The sequence below is a fragment of the Lentzea sp. NPDC003310 genome (genome assembly GCF_040610935.1).
Taxonomy (GTDB): Bacteria; Actinomycetota; Actinomycetes; order Mycobacteriales; family Pseudonocardiaceae; genus Lentzea.
In genome coordinates this window covers 12,181-36,279 of record NZ_JBEXNC010000030.1, presented here as the reverse complement: position 1 = coordinate 36,279, position 24,099 = coordinate 12,181, and the positions used below count along the sequence as shown (strand labels likewise).

General features: G+C 68.4%; 23 protein-coding genes and 1 pseudogene. 17 read left to right on the top strand and 7 right to left on the bottom strand.

What is annotated here, in order from left to right:
* The first annotated feature begins 298 nt into the window (after positions 1–298).
* Both ABZX02_RS41235 and ABZX02_RS41230 read left to right on the top strand, forming a co-directional pair.
* A complete protein-coding gene (locus ABZX02_RS41235) occupies positions 299–859 on the top strand; it encodes a hypothetical protein (protein WP_355307117.1) in 561 nt (186 codons plus the stop codon).
* A gap of 84 nt (positions 860–943) precedes the next feature.
* Entirely contained in the window at positions 944–1,738 is a 795-nt protein-coding gene (locus ABZX02_RS41230) for a hypothetical protein (RefSeq protein WP_355307115.1), read from the top strand.
* A gap of 59 nt (positions 1,739–1,797) precedes the next feature.
* On the opposite strand, the gene ABZX02_RS41225 is transcribed toward ABZX02_RS41230, so the two are convergent.
* Positions 1,798–2,775: an ABC transporter substrate-binding protein gene (locus tag ABZX02_RS41225; protein WP_355307113.1), complete on the bottom strand. Its 978-nt coding sequence runs from the start codon at positions 2,773–2,775 to the stop codon at positions 1,798–1,800.
* 484 nt (positions 2,776–3,259) lie between these two features.
* On the opposite strand from ABZX02_RS41225, the gene ABZX02_RS41220 reads away from it, so the two are divergent.
* The 4 genes from ABZX02_RS41220 to ABZX02_RS41205 are packed head-to-tail and all read left to right on the top strand — an operon-like array spanning position 3,260 to position 8,401.
* Entirely contained in the window at positions 3,260–6,598 is a 3,339-nt protein-coding gene (locus ABZX02_RS41220) for a nitrate- and nitrite sensing domain-containing protein (RefSeq protein WP_355307111.1), read from the top strand.
* Positions 6,595–7,014 carry a roadblock/LC7 domain-containing protein gene (locus ABZX02_RS41215; RefSeq protein WP_030470879.1) on the top strand — a complete coding sequence of 140 codons (420 nt, stop codon included), beginning with the start codon at positions 6,595–6,597 and terminating at the stop codon, positions 7,012–7,014. Before ABZX02_RS41220 ends, ABZX02_RS41215 begins: the two co-directional genes overlap by 4 nt.
* 30 nt (positions 7,015–7,044) lie before the next feature.
* Positions 7,045–7,815: a DUF742 domain-containing protein gene (locus ABZX02_RS41210; protein WP_355307109.1), complete on the top strand. Its 771-nt coding sequence runs from the start codon at positions 7,045–7,047 to the stop codon at positions 7,813–7,815.
* Entirely contained in the window at positions 7,796–8,401 is a 606-nt protein-coding gene (locus ABZX02_RS41205; RefSeq protein WP_030470877.1) for an ATP/GTP-binding protein, read from the top strand. The genes ABZX02_RS41210 and ABZX02_RS41205 overlap by 20 nt, the downstream gene beginning before the upstream one ends.
* Before the next feature lie 139 nt (positions 8,402–8,540).
* Here the strand turns inward: ABZX02_RS41205 and ABZX02_RS41200 are convergent, their stop codons facing one another.
* Entirely contained in the window at positions 8,541–9,323 is a 783-nt protein-coding gene (locus tag ABZX02_RS41200; protein WP_355307107.1) for a hypothetical protein, read from the bottom strand.
* A gap of 119 nt (positions 9,324–9,442) precedes the next feature.
* Complete coding sequence (locus tag ABZX02_RS41195) at positions 9,443–11,689, bottom strand: helicase-associated domain-containing protein (RefSeq protein WP_355307105.1); 2,247 nt, start codon at positions 11,687–11,689, stop codon at positions 9,443–9,445.
* A gap of 86 nt (positions 11,690–11,775) precedes the next feature.
* Here ABZX02_RS41195 and ABZX02_RS41190 point away from each other — a divergent pair, with 86 nt between their 5' ends.
* The 4 genes and pseudogenes from ABZX02_RS41190 (at position 11,776) to ABZX02_RS41175 (ending at position 14,860) form a co-directional block, all read left to right on the top strand.
* Positions 11,776–11,961, top strand: a complete 186-nt coding sequence (locus ABZX02_RS41190) for a hypothetical protein (RefSeq protein WP_355307103.1) — start codon at positions 11,776–11,778, stop codon at positions 11,959–11,961.
* Between the two features lie 107 nt (positions 11,962–12,068).
* Positions 12,069–13,451 carry an NAD-dependent malic enzyme gene (locus ABZX02_RS41185; RefSeq protein WP_355307101.1) on the top strand — a complete coding sequence of 461 codons (1,383 nt, stop codon included), beginning with the start codon at positions 12,069–12,071 and terminating at the stop codon, positions 13,449–13,451.
* A 49-nt stretch (positions 13,452–13,500) separates the two neighbouring features.
* A complete protein-coding gene (gene moaC / locus ABZX02_RS41180; RefSeq protein ID WP_355307099.1) occupies positions 13,501–13,974 on the top strand; it encodes a cyclic pyranopterin monophosphate synthase MoaC in 474 nt (157 codons plus the stop codon).
* Positions 13,971–14,860: pseudogene (locus ABZX02_RS41175) on the top strand (molybdenum cofactor biosynthesis protein MoaE). The gene moaC and the pseudogene ABZX02_RS41175 overlap by 4 nt, the downstream one beginning before the upstream one ends.
* Before the next feature lie 546 nt (positions 14,861–15,406).
* Here the strand turns inward: ABZX02_RS41175 and ABZX02_RS41170 are convergent.
* The 3 genes from ABZX02_RS41170 to moaA all read right to left on the bottom strand — a co-directional run bounded on the left by ABZX02_RS41170 (position 15,407) and on the right by moaA (position 17,766).
* Positions 15,407–16,045 carry a transglycosylase family protein gene (locus tag ABZX02_RS41170; RefSeq protein WP_355307097.1) on the bottom strand — a complete coding sequence of 213 codons (639 nt, stop codon included), beginning with the start codon at positions 16,043–16,045 and terminating at the stop codon, positions 15,407–15,409.
* Between the two features lie 399 nt (positions 16,046–16,444).
* On the bottom strand, positions 16,445–16,711 hold the full coding sequence (locus ABZX02_RS41165; protein ID WP_355307095.1) for a MoaD/ThiS family protein: 267 nt from the start codon (positions 16,709–16,711) through the stop codon (positions 16,445–16,447).
* On the bottom strand, positions 16,708–17,766 hold the full coding sequence (gene moaA / locus ABZX02_RS41160) for a GTP 3',8-cyclase MoaA (protein WP_355307093.1): 1,059 nt from the start codon (positions 17,764–17,766) through the stop codon (positions 16,708–16,710). Before moaA ends, ABZX02_RS41165 begins: the two co-directional genes overlap by 4 nt.
* Positions 17,767–17,881: 115 nt before the next feature.
* Here moaA and ABZX02_RS41155 point away from each other — a divergent pair, with 115 nt between their 5' ends.
* A complete protein-coding gene (locus ABZX02_RS41155) occupies positions 17,882–18,328 on the top strand; it encodes a MarR family transcriptional regulator (RefSeq protein ID WP_355307091.1) in 447 nt (148 codons plus the stop codon).
* Positions 18,329–18,332: 4 nt separating this feature from the next.
* A complete protein-coding gene (locus ABZX02_RS41150; RefSeq protein ID WP_355307089.1) occupies positions 18,333–19,121 on the top strand; it encodes an HAD-IIA family hydrolase in 789 nt (262 codons plus the stop codon).
* Positions 19,122–19,213: 92 nt separating this feature from the next.
* Here the strand turns inward: ABZX02_RS41150 and ABZX02_RS41145 are convergent, their stop codons facing one another.
* Positions 19,214–19,402: a hypothetical protein gene (locus ABZX02_RS41145; RefSeq protein WP_355307087.1), complete on the bottom strand. Its 189-nt coding sequence runs from the start codon at positions 19,400–19,402 to the stop codon at positions 19,214–19,216.
* A 215-nt stretch (positions 19,403–19,617) separates the two neighbouring features.
* Between ABZX02_RS41145 and ABZX02_RS41140 the strand changes: the two genes are divergently transcribed.
* The 5 genes from ABZX02_RS41140 (at position 19,618) to ABZX02_RS41120 (ending at position 24,049) form a co-directional block, all read left to right on the top strand.
* Complete coding sequence (locus ABZX02_RS41140) at positions 19,618–20,511, top strand: hypothetical protein (protein WP_355307085.1); 894 nt, start codon at positions 19,618–19,620, stop codon at positions 20,509–20,511.
* Between the two features lie 48 nt (positions 20,512–20,559).
* Positions 20,560–21,150: a polymorphic toxin-type HINT domain-containing protein gene (locus ABZX02_RS41135; protein WP_355307083.1), complete on the top strand. Its 591-nt coding sequence runs from the start codon at positions 20,560–20,562 to the stop codon at positions 21,148–21,150.
* 41 nt (positions 21,151–21,191) lie between these two features.
* Complete coding sequence (locus tag ABZX02_RS41130) at positions 21,192–21,485, top strand: hypothetical protein (RefSeq protein WP_355307082.1); 294 nt, start codon at positions 21,192–21,194, stop codon at positions 21,483–21,485.
* Between the two features lie 168 nt (positions 21,486–21,653).
* The gene (locus tag ABZX02_RS41125; protein ID WP_355307192.1) at positions 21,654–22,439 is read left to right on the top strand and encodes a metallophosphoesterase; all 786 of its coding nucleotides are present in this window, start codon (positions 21,654–21,656) and stop codon (positions 22,437–22,439) included.
* Positions 22,440–22,453: 14 nt separating this feature from the next.
* Positions 22,454–24,049, top strand: coding sequence for an AMP-binding protein (locus ABZX02_RS41120; protein ID WP_355307080.1), 1,596 nt, complete (start codon positions 22,454–22,456; stop codon positions 24,047–24,049).
* The last annotated feature ends 50 nt before the right edge of the window (positions 24,050–24,099 follow it).

Here is a 24,099-nt window from a genome sequence, read left to right as displayed (position 1 = left end):
GCTCCACTCGCGACCGTCCACGTGGAACGCTGCGCGGCGTGATCATCGACGAGCCGTCCGCGCCCAGGAAGAGCCTCGGCCGGCGGGCGCTGCCCTACGTCCTCACGTTGCTCGGCGCGGCCGTCGTCATCTACGGACTCTCCGTGATCGTCCACTGACGGTCAGCCTCTTAGATCATCCAACCGGTCGTAACGTTTCCGTAAAACCCCGGCGCTTTTTAGCGCTGCGTGGCACTCTCTGCTCCGGCTGTGTCGGGGGGCATGGGCCATCTGGGGTATTGGGAAATGAGAGAACCGCAATGAGCACGACTGAATCCGCTTCGCCCGCGTCCGCGCCGGAGCCCACCAAGGAGTCCGCGCCGAAGAAGGCGAGCATCGGCAAGCGGATCCTGACCTACATCGTCGGCCTGATCGTCGTCGGTGGCGCGTTCTACGCGTTCAACTACTTCACCAGCGACGTCGCGCAGGCGAAGGTCGGGGACTGCGCCGTCGTCTCCGGGCCGACCACCGCGCCCGAGTACAAGGTCGTGGACTGCGGTTCTGCCGACGCGACCTACACGATCGGCAAGACGCTGGCGGCCAACGAGAGCTGCGCGAACAACTCGTACGCGGAGATCAGCCAGAAGGTGAAGCGCGGCCCGAGCACCAGGCTGTGCATCGCGCCCCTCTTCGCCGAGGGCAAGTGCTACGACGAAGCCGCCACGACGATGGACGTCAAGGCCGTCGACTGCTCCGTGTCGACCGCCATGAAGGTGACCAAGGTCGTCAAGGAAGCGGCCGCGCCGCAGTGCGCCGAGGGGGAATCGGCGTACACGTACCCCGAGGTCAAGCTCAACTACTGCGTCGGTGCACCCGCGTAGCAGGCGTTGACCTGATGAAACCGGAGTCGTGATCCACGGCTCCGGTTTCGCTGTCTTTCGCGTGACTCATCCGAGAGGAATCCAGTGACCGACCCCAACTACCCCCAGCAGCCAGGGCCCTACGGGCCGCCTCCCGGTGGACAGCCGCAGCAGCCCTACGGCCAGCAGCCCTACGGCCAGCAACCCGGCCAGCCCGGCCCCTACGGACCCCCGCCCCAGCAGGGCTACCCCGGCCAGCCCGGTGACCCCTACGCCCAGCAGCCCGGCCAGTACGGGCCGCCTCCCGGCCAGCCGTTAGGCCAGCCGATGCCGTACGGCCCGCCGCCCAAGAAGAGCGGCGCGGGCAAGATCATCGGTTCGATCATCGGCATCGTCGTCCTGGTGGGCGTCGGCATCCTGGTGAAGGCCCTGATCAGCGGTGGCCTGAGCAGCATCACCGAGCCGTCGGCCAAGCCGGGCGACTGCGCGAGCGTCACGGGCACCACGTTCAGCCCGAAGTACAAGAAGGTCGACTGCGGCTCGGCCGAGGCGAACTACATCATCGCCAAGGCCATGAAGTCGACGTCGGAGGCGTGCCCGAGCGAGGACTACGCCGAGTACACCGAGTCCGGCCGGCGCACCTCGTCGCTGAAGCTCTGCCTCGTCGAGAAGCTCGAAGAAGGCAAGTGCTACCAGGAAGAGCTCGTGAAGATGAACATGGAGGGCATGAAGCCCGTCGACTGTTCGAAGGGCACGAGTCCGGCCGCCGTCCAGAAGGTGCTGAAGGTCGAGAAGGTCGTCAAGTCCGGCACCGCGGACTGCGGTGAGGCGACGGCCATTTCCTACACCGAACCGGCTCCGGGTCTCACTTACTGCATATCGGCCGCTGGCGGACAGTGACCGGACGAGAAAAGGCGGGCCGGTGATTCCGGCCCGCCTTTTCTCATGCCTTCAGGCAACTAATTCGTCGTGCCCGGCGGCAACAGCTGCTGCACGTCCAGACGACCGGACAGCACGTCCTCGGTGTCCATCATGTCGGCCACGCGCTGGAGCCGGATCGGGTTCAGCGACAGCGGGAACGTGCCGACCGACACGAGGGCCGCGGTCGAGGCGTCGACATCCGCGTAGCTGGTCAGCGAGTCCTGCACGGCGAGCTTGTTGGCCTGCGCGCGCTGCTGGGCCTGGCGGAGCACGTCGCGGAACACCTTCAGCGTCTTCGGGTTCGCCTCGGCGAACTTCTTCGACGACGCGTAGCCGGACATCGGGAAGTCCAGTGTCGGGCCGCGAGCGGTGTCGGTGACGATCTTCGCGCCGATCTTGCGCTGCGCCTTCGTGATGAAGGGCTCGATCATGAACGCCGCGTCGACCGTGCCCGCCGTGAGCGCGGCCTCCATGTCGGCGAACGGCATCGACCGGAACTTGATCTTCTGCTTCTCGACCGCGGCGGTGTCCAGCACGGCACGCGTGGTCAGCGCGCCGATGTCGGTCTCGCTGTTCACGGCGATGGTCGGCGTGGACTTCTTGCCGGGGTCGTCGTAGTCCGAGTCCGCCTTCGACACCAGTGCCATCGAGTTCGGGCCGGCCTGGTAGGCCTCGCCCTGCAGCTGCAGCTCGGTGCCCTCGGCCACCGCGCGGAAGAGGCTGACGTGCGTCGCCCAGGTGAGGTCGAGCGTGGTGTCCAGCTGCTTGATGGCGTCGGCCTCGGTGGGCTGGGTGACCAGGTTGACCTGCAGTCCGGCCTTCTCGAACAGCTTCTCGTTCAGCGCGATCCGCAACGGGGCCACGTCGACGACCGGCAGCACGCCGATGCGGATGACGTTGCGTTCCACGTCCGCGTTGCCGCCGTTCGACGAACTTCCGAACAGGCCGCAGCTCGCGGTCAGGACGCACGTGATGAGCACTGCGGACAGCCGCAACGCTGTGGCTCGGGTAGCCATGGCACCTCTCGCCGGTAGGCCTTGAGTAGCTTCGAATTGATCAGTGAGTGTCACCACAGACCAGGGCGTCCGCAGTCCGAACTGCGAGTTCGAACGGACGTGGGGTGTGCCGACAACCGGGGATGTTAACCACCTGAACGTATGAAACGACACCCCATCTCGATACGGTGAGTGCTTCTGGAGACTTCCCCAACACCGGGGGTGCCCATTACCCTTCCGGCTCGGGTGGCACAGGTCGTAGTAGACCTACGTGTCTTCAGACGGGGTAGGGCGCCTCACCGGGCGAACGACCTCTGTGCTGCAATTCGGCCCGTTTGACGAGTCCATGCTCGGTCCTGGGGAGAGACCGGGACACTGCTGCTGGAAGAGGAAGCCCAGAGTGGCCCGACGTGAGAGAGGTCCCAGCCAGTTTGGCGTGGGTGACACCACACGCTCCGAAAGGCCCGAATCGGGTGACGGACTGGCTGCGCTGGGTAACGGACCGATGGACGTGACACCGAACCCGGTGAAGCACGACGTCGGTGCCGCACCTGGTTCAGGATCTGCCCGATCCGCGGGCTGGCGCCTGCGCAACTGGCGGTTGCGCACGAAGCTGCTCGCCGTTCTGCTCATCCCGACGGTCTGTGCGCTCGCCCTGGGTGGTCTGCGTGTGCGCACCGACCTCCAGGACGCGACGGAGTTCAACAACCTCGCGAACCAGATCCGCCTCGAGACCGCCGTCGCGGACCTGGTGCAGCAGCTGCAGCGCGAACGCGACCTGTCGGTCAGCTACGTGGCGTCCAACAAGAGGGTCGACAGGGTCGTCCTCGAACGCCAGCTGCGCCGCGTGAACGACACCAGCGAGGCGTTCAGCAACAAGATCGCCGAACTCAGCTCCGACCTGAACTCGACGGCCGTCGAGCGCTTCCAGGTCGCGGCCAAGCAGCTCGACCGCCTGAACAGCCTCCGCAACTCGGTGCGCGACACCCAGTACCCCGCCGAGGCCGTCCAGCGCACCTACTCGGAGTCCATCGAGACGCTCATCAACCTCGGTGAGCAGACGATTTCCGAGATCAACGACCCGGAACTGGTGCGACTGCACCTGACCACGAACGCCATCGCGCGCATCAAGGAGCAGGAGTCGCTCAAGCGGGCGATCCTCCTCGACGTCTTCCAGCGCAAGGCGTTCACGCCGTCCCAGCTGCGGTCCCTGCAGGCCGCGGACGCCGAGCTCGAAGCGGCCCGCAACGACTTCCGCAAGTCCGCGACGCCCGAGCAGGCCAAGATCTACGACGACACCGTCACCGGCCTGATCGTCGACAACGCGAACGACATGCAGGAATCGGCGATCAACCAGCAGGCGGGCGCGAAGGACTTCACGCAGGTCACGCCCGAGAAGTGGGACATCGCCGCCACGCTGACGGTCAACCTGACGCGCGACGTCGAGAACCTGCTGGTCGAGCAGCTGCAGAACAAGACCGACGACCTGGCCGGCAGCACGCGCACCAGGGCGTACATCGAGTCCGGCATCGTGCTCGCGATCCTCGCGCTCGCGCTGCTCATGGCGCTGTTCGTCGCCCGCTCGATCCTCAACCCGCTGCGCACGCTGCGCCGCACCGCCCTCGACGTCGCCGACCACGGTCTCCCCGACGCGGTCGAGCGGATCCTCGCGGACCCGAACCCGGAGGACGCGGCCAAGACCGCCGTCGAACCGGTGCCGGTGCACACCCGCGAAGAGGTCGGTCAGGTGGCGCGCGCGTTCGACGCGGTGCACGGTGAAGCGGTGCGACTGGCCGCCCAGCAGGCCCTCCTGCGCGACAACGTCAACGCGATGTTCGTCAACCTCTCCCGCCGCTCTCAGGCCCTGGTCGAGCGCCAGCTGAACCTGATCGACCGGCTGGAGCAGGACGAGCAGGACCCGGACCAGCTGGCCTCGCTGTTCGAGCTCGACCACCTCGCGACCCGCATGCGCCGCAACTCGGAGAACCTGCTGGTCCTCTCGGGTACGGACCTCTCGCGTCGCCTGACCCGGCCCGTCCCGGCCGCCGAGGTCCTCGGCGCCGCGGTCTCCGAGGTCGAGCAGTACGCCCGCGTGCAGGTCGGCCAGACCCCGGACCTCACGGTCCAGGGCCGCGCGGTCAACGACCTCGTGCACCTCATCGCCGAGCTGCTGGACAACGCCACGGCGTTCTCCGACCCGGTCACCAAGGTCACCGTTCGCACGGCCAAGACCCGCAAGGGCGAGCTGGCGATCGAGATCCAGGACCGCGGCGTGGGCATGGGCGAGCAGGAGATCATCGACGCCAACGAGCGCCTGGCCGACCCGCCGGACGTCGACGTCGCCGTCTCCCGCCGAATGGGCCTGTACGTGGTCGCGCGGCTCGCCAAGCGCCACGACATCAAGGTCCGCCTGCGCGGCAACGAGGACATCGAGGGCGGCACGACGGCACTGGTGATCGTGCCCGACACGCTCACCGCGATCCCCGGTCAGGCACCCGCCTCGACCCCGCCGTCCGGTTCCGGTTCGCTCGCCTCCGCGTTCGGCATGTCGCCGTCGTCGCCGATGCAGTCGTCGCCCGCGATGGCGCCGATCACCCCGGCCGAGCACACGACGGAGATCGGCACCACCGCGACGAGGGCCAGCGGCATCGCCGGCGCGTTCGGCGGCGCCACGGGCGTGCAGCCGCGCGTCGACGAGTCGAGCCCGAGCAACCCGGGCATCCCGGTCAACTTCGTGCCGAGCTCCATCACGGACACCGGCGCGGGCGCGACCGCGATCCCCGTGTACAGCGACCCGCCGATCGAGGACGTGACGCCGTCCGAGCGCTGGCGCCGCGACCAGCTCGCGGCGGTGGAGCCGGAGGGTTCGTTCGGCGAGCCCACGCTCTTCACGGCCTACGAGGACCGCAACGAGGAAGCCGGCGAGATCTCCTTCGAGCCCGGTTACGAGACCACCCAGTTCGTGCCGATCCCGCCGATCGAGGACGAGCCCGCCTCGTCCAACGGCGTGACGAACGGCGAGGGGCGTCTCGACATCGGGATGGGTCACCGCAACGGGACCTCGGAGGCCTCGCGCAAGAAGATCGAGCACGACCTGGACGCCCCGACCGAACGCCTCCCGATCTACGAGGCCGTCCTGTCGCAGTGGTTCCAGGCCGTGGGCAGCGAGACGTCCGCATCGGCGGCCCAGCCGGTTCCCTCGGCCGCGGAGGACGACTCCCCGGCCGCCACCAACGGGCACGTCGAGTCGCGGCTCGGCGGGACGGACAAGGGCTCTGTCGAGTACATCGACGAGCCCCCGACGACCCCGCCGCTGTCGGACGGACCCGAGCCCGAGCTGCCGACCCGAACCCGCAAGCCTGTCCCGGCGGTGGCACCCACCACCACGTCGGCCGCTGGTCTTCCCGTGCGCACGCCGCGCTCGAAGATCCAACCGGCGGTCGAGGAAGTACCCGCACCCGCCGAGCAGGAGCGAGTTGTGGAACCCGAGCCCGTTGTGGAGGAGACTCCAGCGGCGGCACCCACTTCCGAGTCGGCCTGGCAATCGCCAGCCGATGAGGGATGGCACGCGGCTCAGGCGTTGTTGAACAGGACGCCGGAGACGAAGACCACGGCAGGATTGCCGAAACGGACACCGAAGGCTCAGCTCGTGCCAGGATCTGCAGCACCCAAGCCGCAGTCCCTGACATCGACAGCGCAGCGCCCGCCGCTGCCGCCCCGCACCGCCGACGCGGTGCGCGGACGGATGTCGAGCCTGCAGAGTGGTGTCAAGCGAGGCCGGCACGCATTGATCGAGGCATACGCTGGTGACCAGTCGAGCCGGCAGAACGAGGAGCAGGAGTGACGACCGCAGCGCAGCCAGGCAGCTTTGGTTGGCTTATCACCGACTTCGTGCGGAGGGTGCCCGGTGTGGCACATTCCGTTGTGGTGTCCGCGGACGGGCTGTTGCTCGCCGGTTCCCAGGGCTTGCCCCGGGACCGCGCAGAACAGCTCTCCGCGGTCGCGTCCGGACTGGTCAGCCTCACCCAGGGTGCTGCCCGCTGCTTCGAAGCAGGCGGGGTCAACCAGACGGTCGTCGAGATGGAGCGGGGCTACCTGTTCCTCATGTCGATCAGTGACGGCTCTTGCCTTGCCGTCCTGGCGGCACCCAACTGCGACATCGGCCTCGTGGCCTACGAGATGACGCTGTTGGTGGAGAGAGTCGGTCAGCAACTCACCCCGGAGCTGCGCGCGCAGCTCCAGGGTGTGGTCCGTCGGTAGACCTCATCTGAAGTTCAGGGGTGAGAACAAATGGCTGGTAGATCTGGCGCTAGAGGCCGTGGCTTCGGTAGGAACTTCAACTACCAGGAGTGGGCTTCTGGTGGGTTCCAGTTCGACGAGCCTGACGCCATACCCCAAGAACCAGAAGAAACCGAGGACGCGCCCCACGATGAGCGAGTTACAGGGCAAGGGCTAGGCGATATGTCTCAGCGTGAGGTGGACGACTCGTCGTCGTACCAGTACGACGACGTGCCGAACCGGTTCGACATAGACGGGTACGGCACCGGGCTGTTCGGTGGCCCCGGTGCGGACCTCTTCGGCCAGCACGAGATGCCGGACGCGGTGCCGGAGCAGTTGCCGTACACGACCGGCCCGCACCCGGTGTACACGACCGGCGCGCAGCCGGCGTACAGCACCGGTGCGCAGCCGCAAGTGCGTCCGGAGGAGAATGCTTCTGCGGACTCGGGTTCACTGGTGCGGCCTTACACACGCACCGGTGGACGCACACGACCTGACTACGACCTGGCTATCGAGGCGCTGATCTCCACCAGCGAAAAGGGCCTCGAACGGGATGCCGCAGTCCTTCCCGAGCACAGGTCGATCTGCGGGCTGTGTGTGGACACGCGGTCGGTGGCCGAGGTCGCGGCACTCCTACGCTTGCCACTAGGCGTCGTGCGGGTGTTGATCGGCGACATGGCAAGCATGGGTTTGGTTTTGATTCACCAGGGCGGTCTGGTCGTGGGGGACCGGCCTTCCATGGAATTCCTGGAGAGGGTGCTCAGTGGGCTTCGCAGGCTCTAGTCCCCAGGGCGCCGAGGGCGCACGGAAGCCGACGACCTCCGCCAAGATCGTGGTGGCGGGTGGCTTCGGTGTGGGCAAGACGACGTTCGTCGGCTCGGTGTCCGAGATCGTCCCGTTGACCACCGAGGCGGTGATGACCGAGGCCAGCGCGGGGGTGGACGACCTCTCCGCCACGCCCAACAAGGTCACCACGACCGTCGCGATGGACTTCGGCCGCGTGTCGCTCGACAGCGACCTGATCCTGTACCTCTTCGGTACACCGGGTCAGCACCGGTTCTGGTTCATGTGGGACGACCTGGTCCGTGGTGCCATCGGCGCCATCGTCCTGGTCGACACCCGCCGCCTGGCCGACGCGTTCGCCTCGATCGACTTCTTCGACGACCGGCAGCTGCCGTACGTCGTGGGCGTCAACTGCTTCGACGGCCTCCTCCACCACAGGCTGGAGGACGTCCGCGAGGCGTTGACGATCGACGAGTCGGTGCCGATCGTCACGTGCGACGCGCGCAACCGGCAGTCGACGAAGCAGACGCTCATCACGCTGGTGGAGCACGCGATGCGCCAGTGGATGTCCGTCCGCGCGGGCTGAACTCCTTCCGCCGGAGCTACAACCGCACACAACTGAACGAGGCGAGCGCCACCTTCGGGTGCGGCGCTCGCCTCGTCGTTGCGGTCTGACTCAGTTCGCTGGTGGGTCCAAGCGGTGGTCCTTTCGCCGTGCGGTCTCGCTAGCCGATGGTCAGGCCGACACCGATGAAGGCACCGAGGTCGACGTCTCCGTCACCGAGGTCCACATCGGCTCCCACGCCGACCCCGGCGCCGATCCCGATGTCCAGCAGGCCGTCGAGCAGCCCGTGGTGGTGGCAGTGGTGGTGCCCGTCCACCCCGATGCCGACGACCGCGTCGACGTCGGCGTCGATGCCCGCGTCCACGACCGTGTCCACCTCGGCCGCCACGTCCGCGGACGCGTCCACGGCGACATCGGCGACTTCGGCGGGAACGGCGGCGGGCACCGGTGCCGCGGTCGGCGTGACCGGTTCGACCGCGGTCACGACGGCAGGCGCGGCAGCGGGTGCGCGGTCGTCGTCCGTTGCGCTCACGTCGGCAGCGACGTCCGTGTCAGCTGCCACCGCGGCGTCGAGAACGCCTTCCACTTCCACTTCCGCGTCGACCACCGCGTCGAGCTCGATCTCGAGTTCCGACTCGTAGGCGTCGACCTCGACCTCGGCACCGACGCCCGCGTCCACCTGGGCGGCGACTCCGAGAGCGGCCTGGATGCCACCGTTGGTCATGACGCTGATGCCCGGACCGGTGTCGATCGCCAGGTGGGCGCCGGCCGCGACGTCGAGCATGTCGACGTTGCCGCTCACCCCCACCGTCGCGTTGACGTTGTTGTCCTGCAAGAGGACGAGGATCGGGTCGGCGTTCGCGGTGCCCGTCGAGAACGGCAGGGCGAACGCCAGGGTCGTGACGGTGGCGGCGGCTCTCAAAGCCCACCGGGAGCTGGCCATGTGCGCAGGACCTCCTTGGTCGGTGGACGTGTCTCGGGTACGTCCACGCCACTCGACGCTAGGTCGCGCAACAGCCACGCAAGGGTGATCCGATTTTCCGTCCGGGGGATGACCGAGCGTCAGTCCTCGTCCACCAACGCGGCGGACGTGATGCGATGGAGTGGGAACCTCAGCACCTCTCCGTAGCTGTGGTCGTAGCCCTCCAGCACTCCACCCCCGACGACGTGCGGCTCGATCACGCGCTGTGCCGCCGTGCCGTGGGAGTCGACGAACCCCACGAGCACCTTGCGGCGCGCCCGTGCGGCCTGCTGGAGCAACGACAGCGTCGCGGACGGACCGGCGCCGAGGTTGCTGGGAACGGCCACGCGTTCACCCCTTGGGGTCGCTGCGGCGCGATCACCGGCGCGGACCAGCCGGACGAGTTCACCCAGCCGTTCGTCGGCGGGCACGGCGGGTGACGCCGGTTTGCGGGCCGTCCGCTGCCTCGGAGTGGTCCGGCGACCGCCCGGCCGCAGGTCGAGGACCTGGCCGTCGGGACCCTCCGCGGCCGGGGCGAACCCGGCCGAGCGCAGCCCGTCCAGCACGTCGGCCAGCGGCAACGGGCTGACCAGCACGGTCGGGGCGATCCGGCGCAGCTCCAGCCGCGCGGCCTCCGGGTGCGCGAGGACCTCGCTGATCAGCACCGGGTCGTCGCAGCGCAGGAACGAGCCCGCCGCACCGCCGCGCAGCCTGCCGTGGCGGCGCGCGGCGTCGTCGATCAGGTAGCTCAGCGACTGCGGGACGGGCGTTCGCGACCGCAGCTTGAACAGTTCCTGCAGGTCGTCGGCGGTGCGGCCGGCGTCGAGGGCGCGCCGGACGGAGGCCTCGCTGATCCGGTACACCGTGGCGCTGCCGGCGGACTCGACGTCCGCGACCAGCGCCATCTCGTCCGCGAGCTCGGGTTCGAGGCGGCCGGGGGCGACCACGGTGAGGTCTGCCTGCACCAGGACGTGGTCGAGCGGCGCGGGCAGGGCGTCGCCGAGGGACTTCGCGGCGTGGCCGGGCCCCTCGTCGAGCAGCGCGCGGCCCGCGCCCGTGATCGCGCCGAGGGCGAGCACGCCGACCGCGGTGCCCTCCTCGACCGTCCAGCGGACCAGTTCGTCGCGCTGCCGGCCGCCCCGGCGCGGAGCCCGCCAGCCGAGCAGCGCGGCCAGGTCGGCGGGGTTCGCGATCGCGGTGCCCTTGGGGAACGCGGCCAGCGCGTCGAGCACCCAGCGGCGGTCCCGCGGCGCCTGCGCGCGCCGGATCTCGTCGGCGAGGGGCGTGAAGAGCTTGTCCTTCTCGTCGCGGCGGCCGATCAGGGCGGGCAGCCGCGGCAGGTCGAGCCAGGCGTGCGCGACCGTGGCCCAGCGGACCTCGGTGGTCGCGGCGAGCCAGACGTCGGCCTTGGTCGTCGGCACCCACTCGGGTTCGGCGGCCTCGGTGTTCGCGACCAGGTCCGCGCCGACCACCAGCTCGATCAGCAGGCCCGCGCGCCGTTCGTCGACGTCGAGGTCCTTGGCTGCCTTGCGCAGCTCGCGGACGCCCAGGCCGCCGGTCCGCAGTACCGGCGGCGGTTCGGCGGACCAGCTCGCGATCAGGTTCTCGACGTGCCGGACGAGCTCCAGCGCCTCGCCCGCTCCGGTGGCGTCGACGTCGGCCTGCCGCAGCGCACTGGTCTTCGGCTTCGGCTCGGTGACCTGGATCGAGCCGAGGGGGCGGTCGCCACGCAGGGTGAGAGCGATCTCACGAGGCAGCTCGACGGTGCCGGGGTCGCGCCGCAGCAGCAGTCCGCGCGCGAGCAGCCGTTGCACCGGGGTCTCGGCCTTCTCCAGCGGCACGACGCGGGAGGCGTCCTTGGTGTCGCCGATGGGCGGGCCGGCGGCGAGCTTCTGCAGGACGCGCTGCTCGCCCTCGGAGATGCCGTCGAGGTCGTAGGTCTGGCCGGTGCCGCGGCCGAGACCGCCGGGGAACGAGCCGAAGGCCTCCCTGGTGACCGGCGGGACCGACAGCGCGTCGTCCTCGCCCCAGGCCAGCGCGAGCGCCCTGAGCCGCGCGACCGCCTGCTTGAGCGGCTTGGGCTTCACGTCCGGGCCGAGCAGGTGTGTGGGCAACGCCACCGGCTCGCCGTCCGCACCCGCCACGACCAGGGCCTCGAGGACCGCCAGCGTGAACGTGTCGAGGTCCTCGCAGGCCCGCGCGATCGACGCCCTGGTGCCCACCCGCGTGGCCAGCACGGACATATCGGCAGGTGGGGGCGTTGCGAGATCGGGGCGCGCGCGCAGCAGCGCGACGAGAGCGACGTCGTCCTGGGCGCGCAGCCAGTCGGCGAGTGTGATGCCGGACATTCTCACCACGGTATATGGGCCGCTCGGGTTCTCATCGTGCTCTGTCACACTTGTGCCCGTCAGCAGGCACCACCGAGGAGGAGAAAGTGGCGAAAGGACGCCCTGGACGGGTCGACCCGCACTGGCCGGAGGGTGCGGACGGCAGCCATCCCGTCACCGAACTGACCAGTGACCTGCAGGGTGCGCTCTCCCCGTTCGGCACGGTGACGTTCCCGCTGCCGTCGGAGGACCTCCCGTACACGCACCCGGTGACCGAGATCAACAAGTCCTGAGTGGATTGTCAGGCCGGTCTTAAAACTCGCCGAGTCGGGTGAGTACCGCAAAGGGCCCGGGGATAGGCTCGTTTCCCGCTTGAGCTGTACTTCGTGGGAGGACGACGATGCCGGTCCCCGGCCCTGGTTACTCGATCACCGTTCGTCTGGAGGCGCCGCCGTCAGCGAGCGCCGCGGGTGACCTCACCTCGGCCGTCGGCCGCGCGGGCGGTGTCATCACGGCGTTCGACGTCGTGGAGTCGCACAACGACCGCGTCGTCATCGACCTCACCTGCAACGCCCTGTCGGCGAACCACGCCAAGGACATCACCGACACGCTGGAGACGCTGCCCGGCATCGTCGTCCGCAAGGTGTCGGACCGCACGTTCCTCGTGCACCTCGGCGGCAAGATCGAGATCTCGTCCAAGGTCCCGCTGCGCAACCGCGACGACCTGTCCCGCGCCTACACGCCGGGTGTCGCCCGTGTGTGTGAGGCCATCGCCAAGAACCCGGACGACGCGCGCCGCCTGACCATCAAGCGCAACACCGTCGCCGTGGTGACGGACGGTTCGGCCGTGCTGGGTCTCGGCAACCTCGGCCCCGCCGCCGCCCTGCCCGTGATGGAGGGCAAGGCCGCGCTGTTCAAGAAGTTCGCGGGCGTCGACGCCTGGCCGGTCTGCCTGGACACCCAGGACACCGAGGAGATCATCCGCGCGGTCGAGCTCATCGCTCCCGTCTACGGCGGCATCAACCTCGAGGACATCTCCGCGCCGCGCTGCTTCGAGATCGAGGCGCGCCTGCGCGAGAAGCTCGACATCCCCGTCTTCCACGACGACCAGCACGGCACGGCGATCGTCGTGGTCGCGGCTCTGCGCAACGCTTTGCGGGTCGTCGGCAAGGACATCAAGGACTGCCGCATCACGGTGTGCGGTGTCGGTGCGGCCGGGTCGGCGATCATCCGCCTGCTGCAGGCGCAGACGCCCGGCGACATCATCGCCGTGGACGTCGACGGCATCGTGCACCGCGACCGTCCGGGCCTGGACTCGAACCTGAAGTCCATCGCGGCCTCGACGAACAAGGACAACCAGGCCGGCCGCCTGCACGACGCGCTGGTCGGTTCGGACGTGTTCATCGGTGTGTCCGCGCCGAACCTGTTCGGTGCCGAGCAGGTCGCGACCATGGCGAAGGACGCCATCGTGTTCGCGCTGGCCAACCCGGACCCGGAGATCGACCCGATGGAGGCCCAGCAGCACGCCGCCGTCGTCGCGACCGGCCGTTCGGACTTCCCGAACCAGATCAACAACGTGCTGGCGTTCCCCGGCGTCTTCCGCGGCCTGCTGGACGCGCACGCCCGCACCATCACGGACGCGATGCTGCTGGCCGCGGCGGCCGCCATCGCCGACGTGGTGGACGGGGACAGGCTGAACGCGTCGTTCATCGTGCCGTCGGTCTTCGACACGAGCGTCGCCCCGGCCGTGGCCGAAGCGGTGCGCAAGGCCGCCACCTCCTAGGGGATTTCGACACGGGCTGTCCGGGTGCGGTGGGGCATACGATCGCCGTATGACCAAGCAGTTCACCCACCTGGACTCCTCTGGCGCGGCCCGGATGGTCGACGTCTCCGGCAAGGAGCAGACCACCCGGACCGCCGTGGCCACCGGGGTCCTGCACACGACCGCGGAAGTGGTCGAGTTGCTGGGCGCCGACGGACTGCCCAAGGGCGACGCCCTCGCGACGGCCAGGATCGCGGGCATCATGGCCGCGAAGCGCACCTGGGAGCTCGTGCCGCTGTGCCACCCGATCGCGCTGTCGTCGGTGAAGGTGGACCTGGCGCTGGCCCCCGAGTCGGTCCTGATCACCGCCACCGTCCGCACCACCGACCGCACGGGCGTGGAGATGGAGGCGCTGACCGCGGTCTCCGTGGCCGGCCTGACCCTGCACGACATGGTGAAGTCGGTGGACCCCGCGGCGTCGTTGGACGCGGTGCGGGTGGAGCGCAAGGAAGGCGGCAAGTCCGGGTTGTGGGAGCGCCAGTGACCTCTGCTGTCGTCGTGACCGCTTCCAACCGGGCCGCGGCCGGGGTCTATCCCGATCGCAGCGGGCCGTTGATCGTGGAGTGGCTGGAGTCGCGCGGGATCTCTGCGTCCTCTGTGGTGGTGCCGGACGGTGACCCGGTGCGTGCGGCGTTGGAGACTGCCGTGGCTTCTGGGGCCGACCTGGTTCTGACCACCGGGGGTACCGGGATCAACCCGACCGATCGGACTCCTGAGGCGACTCGTGCGGTTGTCGACTACGAGGTGCCTGGGTTGGCCGATGTCATCCGGATGTCGGGATGGCCGCGCGTGCCTGGGTCTGTGTTGTCCCGTGGTGTGGCCGGGGTGGCTGGGCGGACGTTGATCGTGAACCTGCCTGGGTCCACCGGTGGGGTGCGGGACGGGTTGGACGTGCTCGGGTCCGTGCTCGAGCACGCGCTCGACCAACTGCGTGGAGGGGATCACTCGTGAGCGTGCTGCGTGCTGTCGTCACTTCGGAGCCGTTGTCCGTTGAGGAGCATGCGGCGTTGGTCGCCTCTGAGTCTGCTGGGGCTGTGGTGACCTTTTCCGGCGTGGTGCGGGATCACGACGGGGGGCGGTCGGTGGTCGAGTTGGAGTACCACTCGCATCCGTCTGCTTCTGACGTGGTGGCTGAGGTTGTGGCCTCGTTGGCTTCGAAGTACTCCGGGGTGCACGGGATCGCTGTTTCGCACCGGGTTGGGCCGTTGAAGATCGGGGATGTGGCTTTGGCCTGTGCTGTGGCGGCTGAGCATCGGGGGGAAGCGTTTTCCCTCTGTGCTGACCTTGTTGACGAGGTCAAGGCTCGGTTGCCTGTGTGGAAGCGGCAGGTTTTCGTTGGTGGGACCGATGAGTGGGTCAACTGTCCCTGAGCGGGTGCGGGTCGGCTTGCGTGGGCTGGCGCCTGTTTGTCGGGGGTTGGTCGCGTTGGGTTGGTTCCGGTCGCCTTGCGAGGGTGGTCCATCAGGCCGGGACGATGTAGTGGGTTGCGATCGGGGCTTGACTTCGGGGCCCTTGCGAGGCGCTGGTCGGCCTTAAAAGCCGGGCTGAAAAGCGCCCGGCCGATCCGCGAGGGGTAGCACCTCGCACCCAAAGTCAAGCCCCGATCGCCGAGGCCGGGGCCTTATCGCCTCGTAGCGCGTCGAGGTTCGTACGGCTCGCTTCGCATCGCCACGCCAGGCTGCGTGCGTGGTTGCCGTGCGAGGGCGGGCGCCTGTTCGATCGTGGTTGTCTGCTTGCGTGGGCGCGTGATGCGGCTGGCGCCTGTTTCCTGCAGTGCTCGTGCTCGTCCTGCCTGCCCGTGAAATGCAGGCAGGGACCTCACCGTCGGGGGGTAACGGTGAGATCCCTGGTCTGTCAGCCCGCGTACGGGCTGGCGGTCTTGCGGCCTGCGATCTGCTGATCTGTGAGCTCTAGGCTCAGATCGAGATCTTGTGGCCCGGGAAGATCAGGTCCGGGTTCGTGATGAAGCCCTTGTTCTTCTCCACGATGGCCTGGTAGCCGCCCTCGACCTTGTTGGCCTCCGCGATCTTCGACAGGGTGTCGCCCGCCTTGATCTCGTAGTTGCCGTTCGGGTTCGACTTCGACGCGTCCAGCTGCACGACCGGCGCCTGCTGCTGCACGGGGGCCTGGCGCTGCTGCACCGGCGCCTTGCGCTGCTGCGGGGCGGGGGCCTTCTTCGGGGCCGCGCCCGTGTACGCGCCGAGGCGCTTGCTGCACGACGGCCACGCCTGGGGGCCCTGGCCGGCGAGCACGCGCTCGGCGACGGCGATCTGCTGCTCGCGGGAGGCGTTGGCCGGGTTGCCCTGGCCGCCGTAGCCGTTCCACGTCTGCTGGGTGAACTGCAGGCCGCCGTAGAACCCGTTGCCGGTGTTGGCGGCCCAGTTGCCACTGGCTTCGCACTGCGCGAGTGCGTCCCAGTCCATTCCGGGGGCGGCGTTGGCGGTGCCAACGGCCAGGCCCAGAGGGGCGCCGGCGATGATGCCGACAGCCGCGACCTTGGCGATAGTGCGAGCGGCGGAGCCCTGCTTGCGCTTGTTGCCTCGGTTGAAAGCCATGTGCCTCTCGGTCCACCTCACCTGCTGCCAGGAACTCGGGTTCGGGGCCCGGTGCGTTCCTGCGTCCCAGTCCGGCGGTTTCTCTCGCTCGGGGTATGTGCCGGAGACCCTCGGACTGGGTTCGGTGCTCGGTTCTCCGGTCGTGCCTGTGGCCGGTTCGGGCCAGCCGAGGAGCGACCGTACGTAACCGCCGAGCCGGTCTCCAAATGTTTCGGACCGTGACGCGCATCACAGTAACAGTTTGGTTTATTGTGCTGGGCCTACAAAACCGCAGTTCAGAGGCGTCGTTATCGGTCCGTTTCCATTCCGAGATCGGCCGAGATCTATCACGGAAAGTGAGGCGTGGCTCACGCGTGTTCGGCCATCCGGGACGACGGTTCCCGGTCGAGCGAGGCTCGGTCAGCCGCCTGCGAAGGGCGGGAGCACGTCCAGTTGAGCGCCTGCGGGCACGCGCGTCGAGGTGTCGCGGACCGCCACGCCGTCGAGCAGGAAGCTGGATGCCGCGAGGACCTTGTTCAGCTTGTCGCCGTGGCGTTCGCCGATCGTGGAGACCACGAGGGCCACGGTGGGGTCGGTGGCGTCCAGCAGCAGGTCCTCGTCGGCCACTCCGGCCGCGGCCCGCGCGCCCGCGAAGTAGCGGACGTTCACGGCGGTGCTCACTGTCATCCTCCGATGGCGCTCATGGGACGGTCGGGCTGCGAGAAGCCCTCGTCGTTGATGCCGTGCCCGGCTGCCTTGGCCCACATCGTGGCGCGCCAGGCGTCGGCGATCGCGGCGTCGGGGGAGCCGTCGCGCAGCAGGGTGCGCAGGTCGGTCTCGCCGTTGCTGAACAGGCAGTTGCGGATCTGGCCGTCCGAGGTGAGCCTCGTGCGGTCGCAGGCGGCGCAGAACGGCCTCGTGACGGACGCGATCACGCCGACGACCGCGGGGCCGCCGTCGACCAGCCAGCGCTCGGCCGGGGCGCCGCCGCGCGGGACCTCGGACGGGGTCAGCGTGAACGCGGAGGAGAGCATCGTGAGGATCTCGTCGGCCGTGACCATGTTCGTGCGCGTCCAGCCGTGCTGCGCGTCCAGCGGCATCTGCTCGATGAACCGCAGCTGGTAGCCGTTCTCGACGCAGAACCGCAGCAGCGGCACGGCCTCGTCCTCGTTCACCCCGCGCATCAGCACGGAGTTGACCTTCACGGGCTCCAGTCCGGCCTCGCGGGCGGCGTCGAGGCCGTCCAGCACGTCCGTGATGCGGTCGCGCCTGGTCAGCGTCGCGAACCGCTCGGGGTCGAGGGTGTCGAGCGAGATGTTGATCCGGTTCAGACCGGCGTCCTTCAGCGACTTCGCGCGCCGGGCGAGGCCGATGCCGTTCGAGGTCATCGACATGCGCGGGCGTGGGTCGAGCTCGGCGGTCGCCGCGATGACCTGCTCGAGGCCGCGGCGCAGCAGCGGTTCGCCGCCCGTGAACCTGATGTCGGTGACGCCCAGGTCGACCACGGCGATGCGCATCAGCCGGATCAGCTCGGCGTCGGTGAGCAGCTCGTCCTTCTGCAGCCAGTCGAGGCCCTCGGCGGGCATGCAGTAGGTGCAGCGCAGGTTGCAGCGGTCGGTCAGCGAGACCCGGAGGTCCTTCGCGACCCGCCCGAACCTGTCGACGAGCAGGGGTGAGTCCGGACGGGCGGACGCGTCCGGGGTGCCCCGCACGACGGGTAGTCCCAACTCCACTGCTGTCACCTTATTTAGCTTAATGAACAACCCCTTGTAGGTGACTCCACAAACGAGGTTTCTCACGTTCCGCCCGATTGGAGCACTCTGACAACGAATTGTCTTAGTCGCTAAGATGTTCGACATGGAACCTGAGGTGCTGGAGCGGTTCACCTGGTACATGCGGGAGCAGAGCGCCCTCACCGTCATGTTCCACGCGCGGGTGGCCGAGCAGATGGGCCTCTCCGCGACCGACGAGAAGTGCCTCGATCTCGCCATGCGGGCAGAGGGCCCCCTCACCGCCGGCCGGATCGCCGAGCTCTCCGGCCTCTCCACCGGTGCCGTCACGGGCGTCATCGACCGCCTCGAACGTGCCGGATATGTCCGGCGTGTCCGGGACCCGCACGACCGCCGCAAGGTCCTCGTCGAGGTCACGGTGGGGGACGTCGACAAGTTCGGCGAGCCGTTCGAGAAGGCCCGCGACAGCCTCGTCGAGGTCATGGAGCACTTCGACGGCGCCGAGCTCGACGTGATCGAGCGTTATCTCAAGCTCCAGATCGAGACGTTTCGCAAGCGCGTGATCGATACTTAGGCCCATGTGGCACTACTTGATGGACATGGACGGCGTCCTCGTGCACGAGGAGCACCTGATCCCGGGAGCGGACGAGTTCGTCGCGGAGCTGCGGGCGTCGGAGACCCCGTTCCTCGTGCTCACGAACAACTCCATCTACACGCCACGGGACCTGCGCGCACGGCTGCAGCGCACCGGCCTCGACATCCCGGAGAAGTCCATCTGGACCTCCGCCCTGGCCACCGCCCGGTTCCTCGACTCGCAGCGCCCGAACGGCTCGGCGTTCGTGATCGGCGAGGCCGGCCTCACCACGGCGCTGCACGAGATCGGCTACGTGCTGACCGACCGCGACCCGGACTACGTCGTGCTCGGCGAGACGCGCACCTACAGCTTCACCGCGATCACCAAGGCCATCCGCCTGGTCGAGGAGGGCGCGAAGTTCATCGCGACCAACCCGGACGCCACCGGCCCGTCGCGCGAGGGCTCGCTGCCCGCGACCGGCGCCGTGGCCGCGCTGATCGAGCGCGCCACCGGCCGTGAGCCGTACTACGTCGGCAAGCCGAACCCGTTGATGATGCGGTCGGCCCTGCGCGCCCTGGGCTCGCACTCCGAGCAGGCGCTGATGATCGGCGACCGGATGGACACCGACGTGCGGTCGGGCCTCGAGGCGGGCCTGTCGACCATCCTCGTGCTGTCCGGCGTCTTCAGCGCCGAGACCGCCGAGATGTACCCGTACCGGCCGACGCGCGTGCTGAAGTCGATCGCGGAACTAGTCGGTCACTCCGCTGACCCGTTCGGCGACTGGACCAGCTGACGTTCGCGGCAAGTCCCGCGGACGGCGGGGGCACCCGGACGTTCTCCAGATGCCCCCGCTGTGGGGAAGGGGTTACTGCTTCGGCCTGTGGATCACCACGCCTCGATCTCACCGAACTGCAGGTAGTGGTCACCGAAGGTGTCAGCGCCGAACCCGGTCCCGGTGATCTTGAGGTAACGGGTCGTCGAGGTCGGGATCGGGAAGGACCGGCCAGGCTGTCCGGGAGTCGCGATGCCCGCTCCGGCCGCCACCGCGGTCCAGGTCTGACCGTCACCGGACACCTCGATGGTGACGTCGGACGGGCCGGACCTGCCGGCCAGGCTGAACTCCTGAGCACCCGTGCCCGGCTTGCCGTAGCCGGTGCGGGTGACGGCGGTCGTCCAGTTCGACAGAACCCTCTGGTCGAAGAGAAGCGTCCCGAGTACGAGGGCTACGAAAAGCGGCTGAAGCAGATCGCAGGCGAGGGGTGCCCATGAGTCCTCAAGCGTTGTCAGAAGTGGAACTCGAAGAGGCGTTGAAGCTGTTCAACAGGGTTGCCGATGCATTTTCCGACGAGGAAGGGGTAAGCCCGAGCCTCGGCGAGTTCCTTGAGATCGCAGGTTCTTCAGAGCCGACCAACAGCGCGTTCTCGTTCCCTTTGGCATTCAAGGTCAAGATCGCCGGGAATCGTCTCTACAAGGCGAACCCGTCCGAACGCGTTTCCGGACTGAATGACAACACCTTCAACGAGGCGACCGAACTGCTGGCCTTCCTGATCGAGCACGCCAACTCGGACAGCGACCAACCCGCTTCACCGGCTGATGCGGCGGGCCACCTTCTCCAAGTCCTGCGAGCAGCCAAGTTCTCGTTTTCCGACATCGGCAGCGAGAACGTGGTGGACCTGACGGTGAAGGTGTCGAAACGGTTCGCCAAGGCCAAGCGGGGAGACGTGGTGGCGATTCCGGCAGCAGAGCACGGGTACCACCTGGCCGTAGTGCTGTCGGACGACCAGACCGGCCTGGCTCTCGGGCTCTTGAAAGGCGTGTTCTCGGCGCCACGAGTCGGTCGTGTCGACCAGCACCTGGCCCGGCACATCCCGGTCTACACCGGCGACGGATTGATCAAGAACGGAACCTGGCGCGTGGTCGGCCACAACGAGGTGCTGCTCGACCTGTTCCCCGATCCGCCGGAACTCTACTGGGGCGCGGTTACCGCCTTCGGTGATCGGTTCGGAGACTACGGAGCCGCAGGGGTTGTCGGTGAACCGAAACGTCTCATCGGCAAAGCCGAAGCAGAGGCAGTCGGCCTGCTGAACAACACCTATCGGCAAACCTACGTCGATGAGTATTTCCAGAAGGTGCTCAATGAAGGCCGTTTCGACAACGGGCCGTTGCCGGGAACCTTCAGGTAGCCTGCCTGCCTCTTTTCGCTCACGACCCCAATAGGGCAGCATCTGCCGTTGACCGCAGAAGCAGTTCGGCCCCGGTTCCCCACAGGAACCGGGGCCGTTCGTTTGACTTGCGGGCGTTGGACAGGGGTTCAGTGGATCGACGCGCAGGACGTCCGGGCGGGCGAGCACCTCCGGACCGTGACGGGTGACCAGGTGGCCGTCACGAGCACCACCAGGCACACCGAGGTCATGAAGGTCTACAACCTCACGGTTGAAGGCATTCACACCTATTACGTGCTGGCCGGGGACACCTCGGTCCTGGTGCACAACACGGGATGCCCCACGTCGGGCGCGAAGGGCGGCTGGGAGAGCAGGTCCGACTTCTCCAAGACGAGCACCATGAGCAAGAAGTACGACGCCCATGCCGGTGACTTCGGCATCACCGGCAACCGGAACCCGGCGAAGCTCGCCGAGTTCGAAGCGGCCATGCGAGCGCACATGACCGTGCCAAACACGAAGATCTACCGGTTCAACTACCGCAACCAGGGTCAGGCGGTCGGCTTCATCGATCCGAACAACAAGCTGTCGTCGGCGTCGGAGGCGTCGACGACGCCAGGGCTCGCTTCGGCCGTGTCGCCAAGAAGCTCGGCGGTGCGCTGACCGGGATCGCGGCCCAGTACCCGCCCCTGCAGCGGGTGTGGGTGACCGTGCACGAGGTCGCACCCGGCTCGGCCGTGTCCGATCAGCTGGCCTTGATGACCGCGGTCGTCGCCGGCGAGATCGCGCCGCCTGCGTTCGGCACGCAGTGGATGAACGCGTCGAGGCGGCAACAGCGCCAGGGCGAACGGGTGGGCGGCGCGCTCGGCACCGCCCTGAACGACGTCTTCTTCGTCATCGAGGACTACGGCCCACCGGACCTGTGGGAGCCCGGTGACCTGAACGACGGAGAACTGGTGGTCAAGGTCCGCGAAGCGCTGGCTCTGCTGGACCTGTAGGACGGAGTGCAACTGCGGGGGTCGCGTTTCGCGGCCCCCGCAGTCGTGTGTCCGCCACTTGCCGCGCGGTGTGGGCGAGCCTGTCGGGGGAGCGCTGAATCAGGCCGAACACTGACGCGCGAGGGTTCATCACCTATCGTCGCGGAGGTGGACACGGATCGCCGTCCGATGTACGTCGTGGGTGACGTGCACGGACACCTCTCGGAACTGATCAGAGCCCTGCACGTCGCCGAGCTGTGCGACGAGGAGGGGCACTGGGCCGGCGGTGAGGCCGAACTGTGGTTCCTCGGCGACTTCGTGGACCGCGGTCCCGACGGCGTGGGCGTGATCGACCTGGTCATGCGCCTCGGTGACGAGGCGGCGGAGGCGGGCGGCTCGGTCAACTCGCTGATCGGCAACCACGAGATCCTCCTGCTCGGCATGCACCGGTTCGGCGACGAGCAGGTGCCCGACAGCCTCGGGCCGCGGTCGTTCGCGCGCAGCTGGCTGCTGAACGGCGGGCTGCGCAGCGACCAGGACCGGCTGACCGACGAGCACGTCGAGTGGCTCACGACGCGGCCCGTGCTGAAGCTGCGCGACGACCACCTGCTGATGCACTCCGACACCGTGGCCTACCTCGAATGGGGGGCCTCGATCGAAGAGGTCAACGAGGCCGTCCGGCACGTGCTCAAGAGCGACGACCTCGTCGACTGGTGGGAGTGCTGGCGCAAGATGACGACGCGCTACGCGTTCCGCGGTCCGCAGGGGCCCGAAATCGCGGACGAGCTGCTCGCGACCCTCGGCGGCGGCCGGATCGTGCACGGGCACAGCGTCATCGCGGACCAGCTCGGGGTGCCGCCGGAGCAGATCGACGGGCCGCTCGTGTACGCCGACGACAAGGTGCTGGCGATCGACGCGGGGCTCTACAGCGGCGGTCCGTGCCTGGTCGTGCCCTTGCCATACGCCGGAGCCTGACTACCGTCTGGGGGATGACCGCCAGCTACTCCTCGGGCACCTCCGCCGCCCCGCTGCTGGGCGACACGATCCACGCGAACCTCGCGGCGACCGTCGCGAGGTTCGGTGATCGCGAGGCACTTGTCGACAAGGCCACAGATCGACGGTGGACGTACGCGGAGCTCGCGGAGGAGGTCGACCGCGCCGCCGCCGGGCTGCACTCGCTCGGCGTGCGCAAGGGCGACCGGGTCGGGATCTGGGCGCCGAACTGCGCCGAGTGGGTCTTCGTGCAGTACGCGACGGCCCGGATCGGCGCGATCCTCGTCAACGTCAACCCGGCGTACCGCGTGCACGAGCTGGAGTACGTGCTGAACCAGGCCGGCGTCCACACGCTGGTGTCCGCGCGGTCGTTCAAGACGTCGGACTACGCGGCGATGATCGAAGAGGTCAGGCCGCGCTGCCCCGAGCTGGAGCACGTCGTGTTCGTCGACGATCCACAGTGGACCGGCGACGAGCTGCCGGACGTCGAGCTGGACCGCGACGACCCGATCAACATCCAGTACACCTCCGGCACGACGGGCTTCCCCAAGGGCGCCACGCTGTCGCACCACAACATCCTCAACAACGGCTACTTCGTCGGCGAGCTGATCGACTACACCGAGCACGACCGCATCTGCGTGGTGCCGCCGTTCTACCACTGCTTCGGCATGGTCATGGGCAACCTCGCGGCCACCAGTCACGGCGCGTGCGTCGTGATCCCCGCGCCCGCGTTCGATCCGGCGAAAACCCTTGCGGCGGTTCAGGAAGAACGTTGCACCAGCCTGTACGGCGTGCCAACGATGTTCATCGCGATGCTCGACCTGGTCGACGGCCACGACCTGTCGTCGTTGCGCACCGGCATCATGGCGGGCTCGCCGTGCCCGGTCGAGGTGATGAAGCAGGTCGTCGAACGGATGGGCATGCGCGAGGTCTCGATCTGCTACGGCATGACCGAGACGTCCCCGGTGTCCACGCAGACGCGCGTCGACGACTCCCTCGACCGCCGCGTCGGGACGGTCGGCCGGGTCGGCCCGCACCTCGAGGTGAAGATCGTGGACCCGGAGACGGGTCGCACGGTGCCACGCGGCGAGCCGGGGGAGCTGTGCACGCGCGGCTACTCGGTGATGCTCGGCTACTGGAACGAGCCGGAGAAGACCGCCGAGGCCGTCGACTCCGCGGGCTGGATGCACACCGGCGACCTGGCGGTGATGGACGACGACGAGTACGTCAACATCACCGGCCGCATCAAGGACATGGTCATCCGCGGCGGCGAGAACGTCTACCCGCGCGAGATCGAGGAGTTCCTCCACACCCACCCCGACGTGCTCGACGCCCAGGTGATCGGCGTGCCGGACGCGAAGTACGGCGAGGAGCTGATGGCGTGGGTGCGCCTGCGCGACGGCGTCGAGGGGCTCACCGCCGAGGCCGTCCGGGAGTTCTGCGCGGGCAAGCTCGCCCACTACAAGATCCCGCGCTACGTGCACGTCGTGGAGGAGTTCCCGATGACGGTCACGGGCAAGATCCGCAAGGTCGAGATGCGGGCGCGGTCGGTGGAACTGCTCGGCCTCGACGACAGCGCGCGCCACGCGTAGTGACCCGGTGGTGACCGAAGAAGCCCTTGTCAGAGGGGTGTGACGGGCGC

Coding starts and splice junctions, on each gene's coding strand:
- ABZX02_RS41235 (WP_355307117.1), top strand. CDS start 299: ATGAGCACGACTGAATCCGCTTCGCCCGCGTCCGCGCCGGAGCCCACC.
- ABZX02_RS41225 (WP_355307113.1), bottom strand. CDS start 2,775: ATGGCTACCCGAGCCACAGCGTTGCGGCTGTCCGCAGTGCTCATCACG.
- ABZX02_RS41220 (WP_355307111.1), top strand. CDS start 3,260: ATGGACGTGACACCGAACCCGGTGAAGCACGACGTCGGTGCCGCACCT.
- ABZX02_RS41210 (WP_355307109.1), top strand. CDS start 7,045: ATGGCTGGTAGATCTGGCGCTAGAGGCCGTGGCTTCGGTAGGAACTTC.
- ABZX02_RS41200 (WP_355307107.1), bottom strand. CDS start 9,323: ATGGCCAGCTCCCGGTGGGCTTTGAGAGCCGCCGCCACCGTCACGACC.
- ABZX02_RS41195 (WP_355307105.1), bottom strand. CDS start 11,689: ATGTCCGGCATCACACTCGCCGACTGGCTGCGCGCCCAGGACGACGTC.
- ABZX02_RS41185 (WP_355307101.1), top strand. CDS start 12,069: ATGCCGGTCCCCGGCCCTGGTTACTCGATCACCGTTCGTCTGGAGGCG.
- moaC (WP_355307099.1), top strand. CDS start 13,501: ATGACCAAGCAGTTCACCCACCTGGACTCCTCTGGCGCGGCCCGGATG.
- ABZX02_RS41170 (WP_355307097.1), bottom strand. CDS start 16,045: ATGGCTTTCAACCGAGGCAACAAGCGCAAGCAGGGCTCCGCCGCTCGC.
- ABZX02_RS41165 (WP_355307095.1), bottom strand. CDS start 16,711: ATGACAGTGAGCACCGCCGTGAACGTCCGCTACTTCGCGGGCGCGCGG.
- ABZX02_RS41155 (WP_355307091.1), top strand. CDS start 17,882: ATGGAACCTGAGGTGCTGGAGCGGTTCACCTGGTACATGCGGGAGCAG.
- ABZX02_RS41150 (WP_355307089.1), top strand. CDS start 18,333: ATGTGGCACTACTTGATGGACATGGACGGCGTCCTCGTGCACGAGGAG.
- ABZX02_RS41125 (WP_355307192.1), top strand. CDS start 21,654: ATGTACGTCGTGGGTGACGTGCACGGACACCTCTCGGAACTGATCAGA.
- ABZX02_RS41120 (WP_355307080.1), top strand. CDS start 22,454: ATGACCGCCAGCTACTCCTCGGGCACCTCCGCCGCCCCGCTGCTGGGC.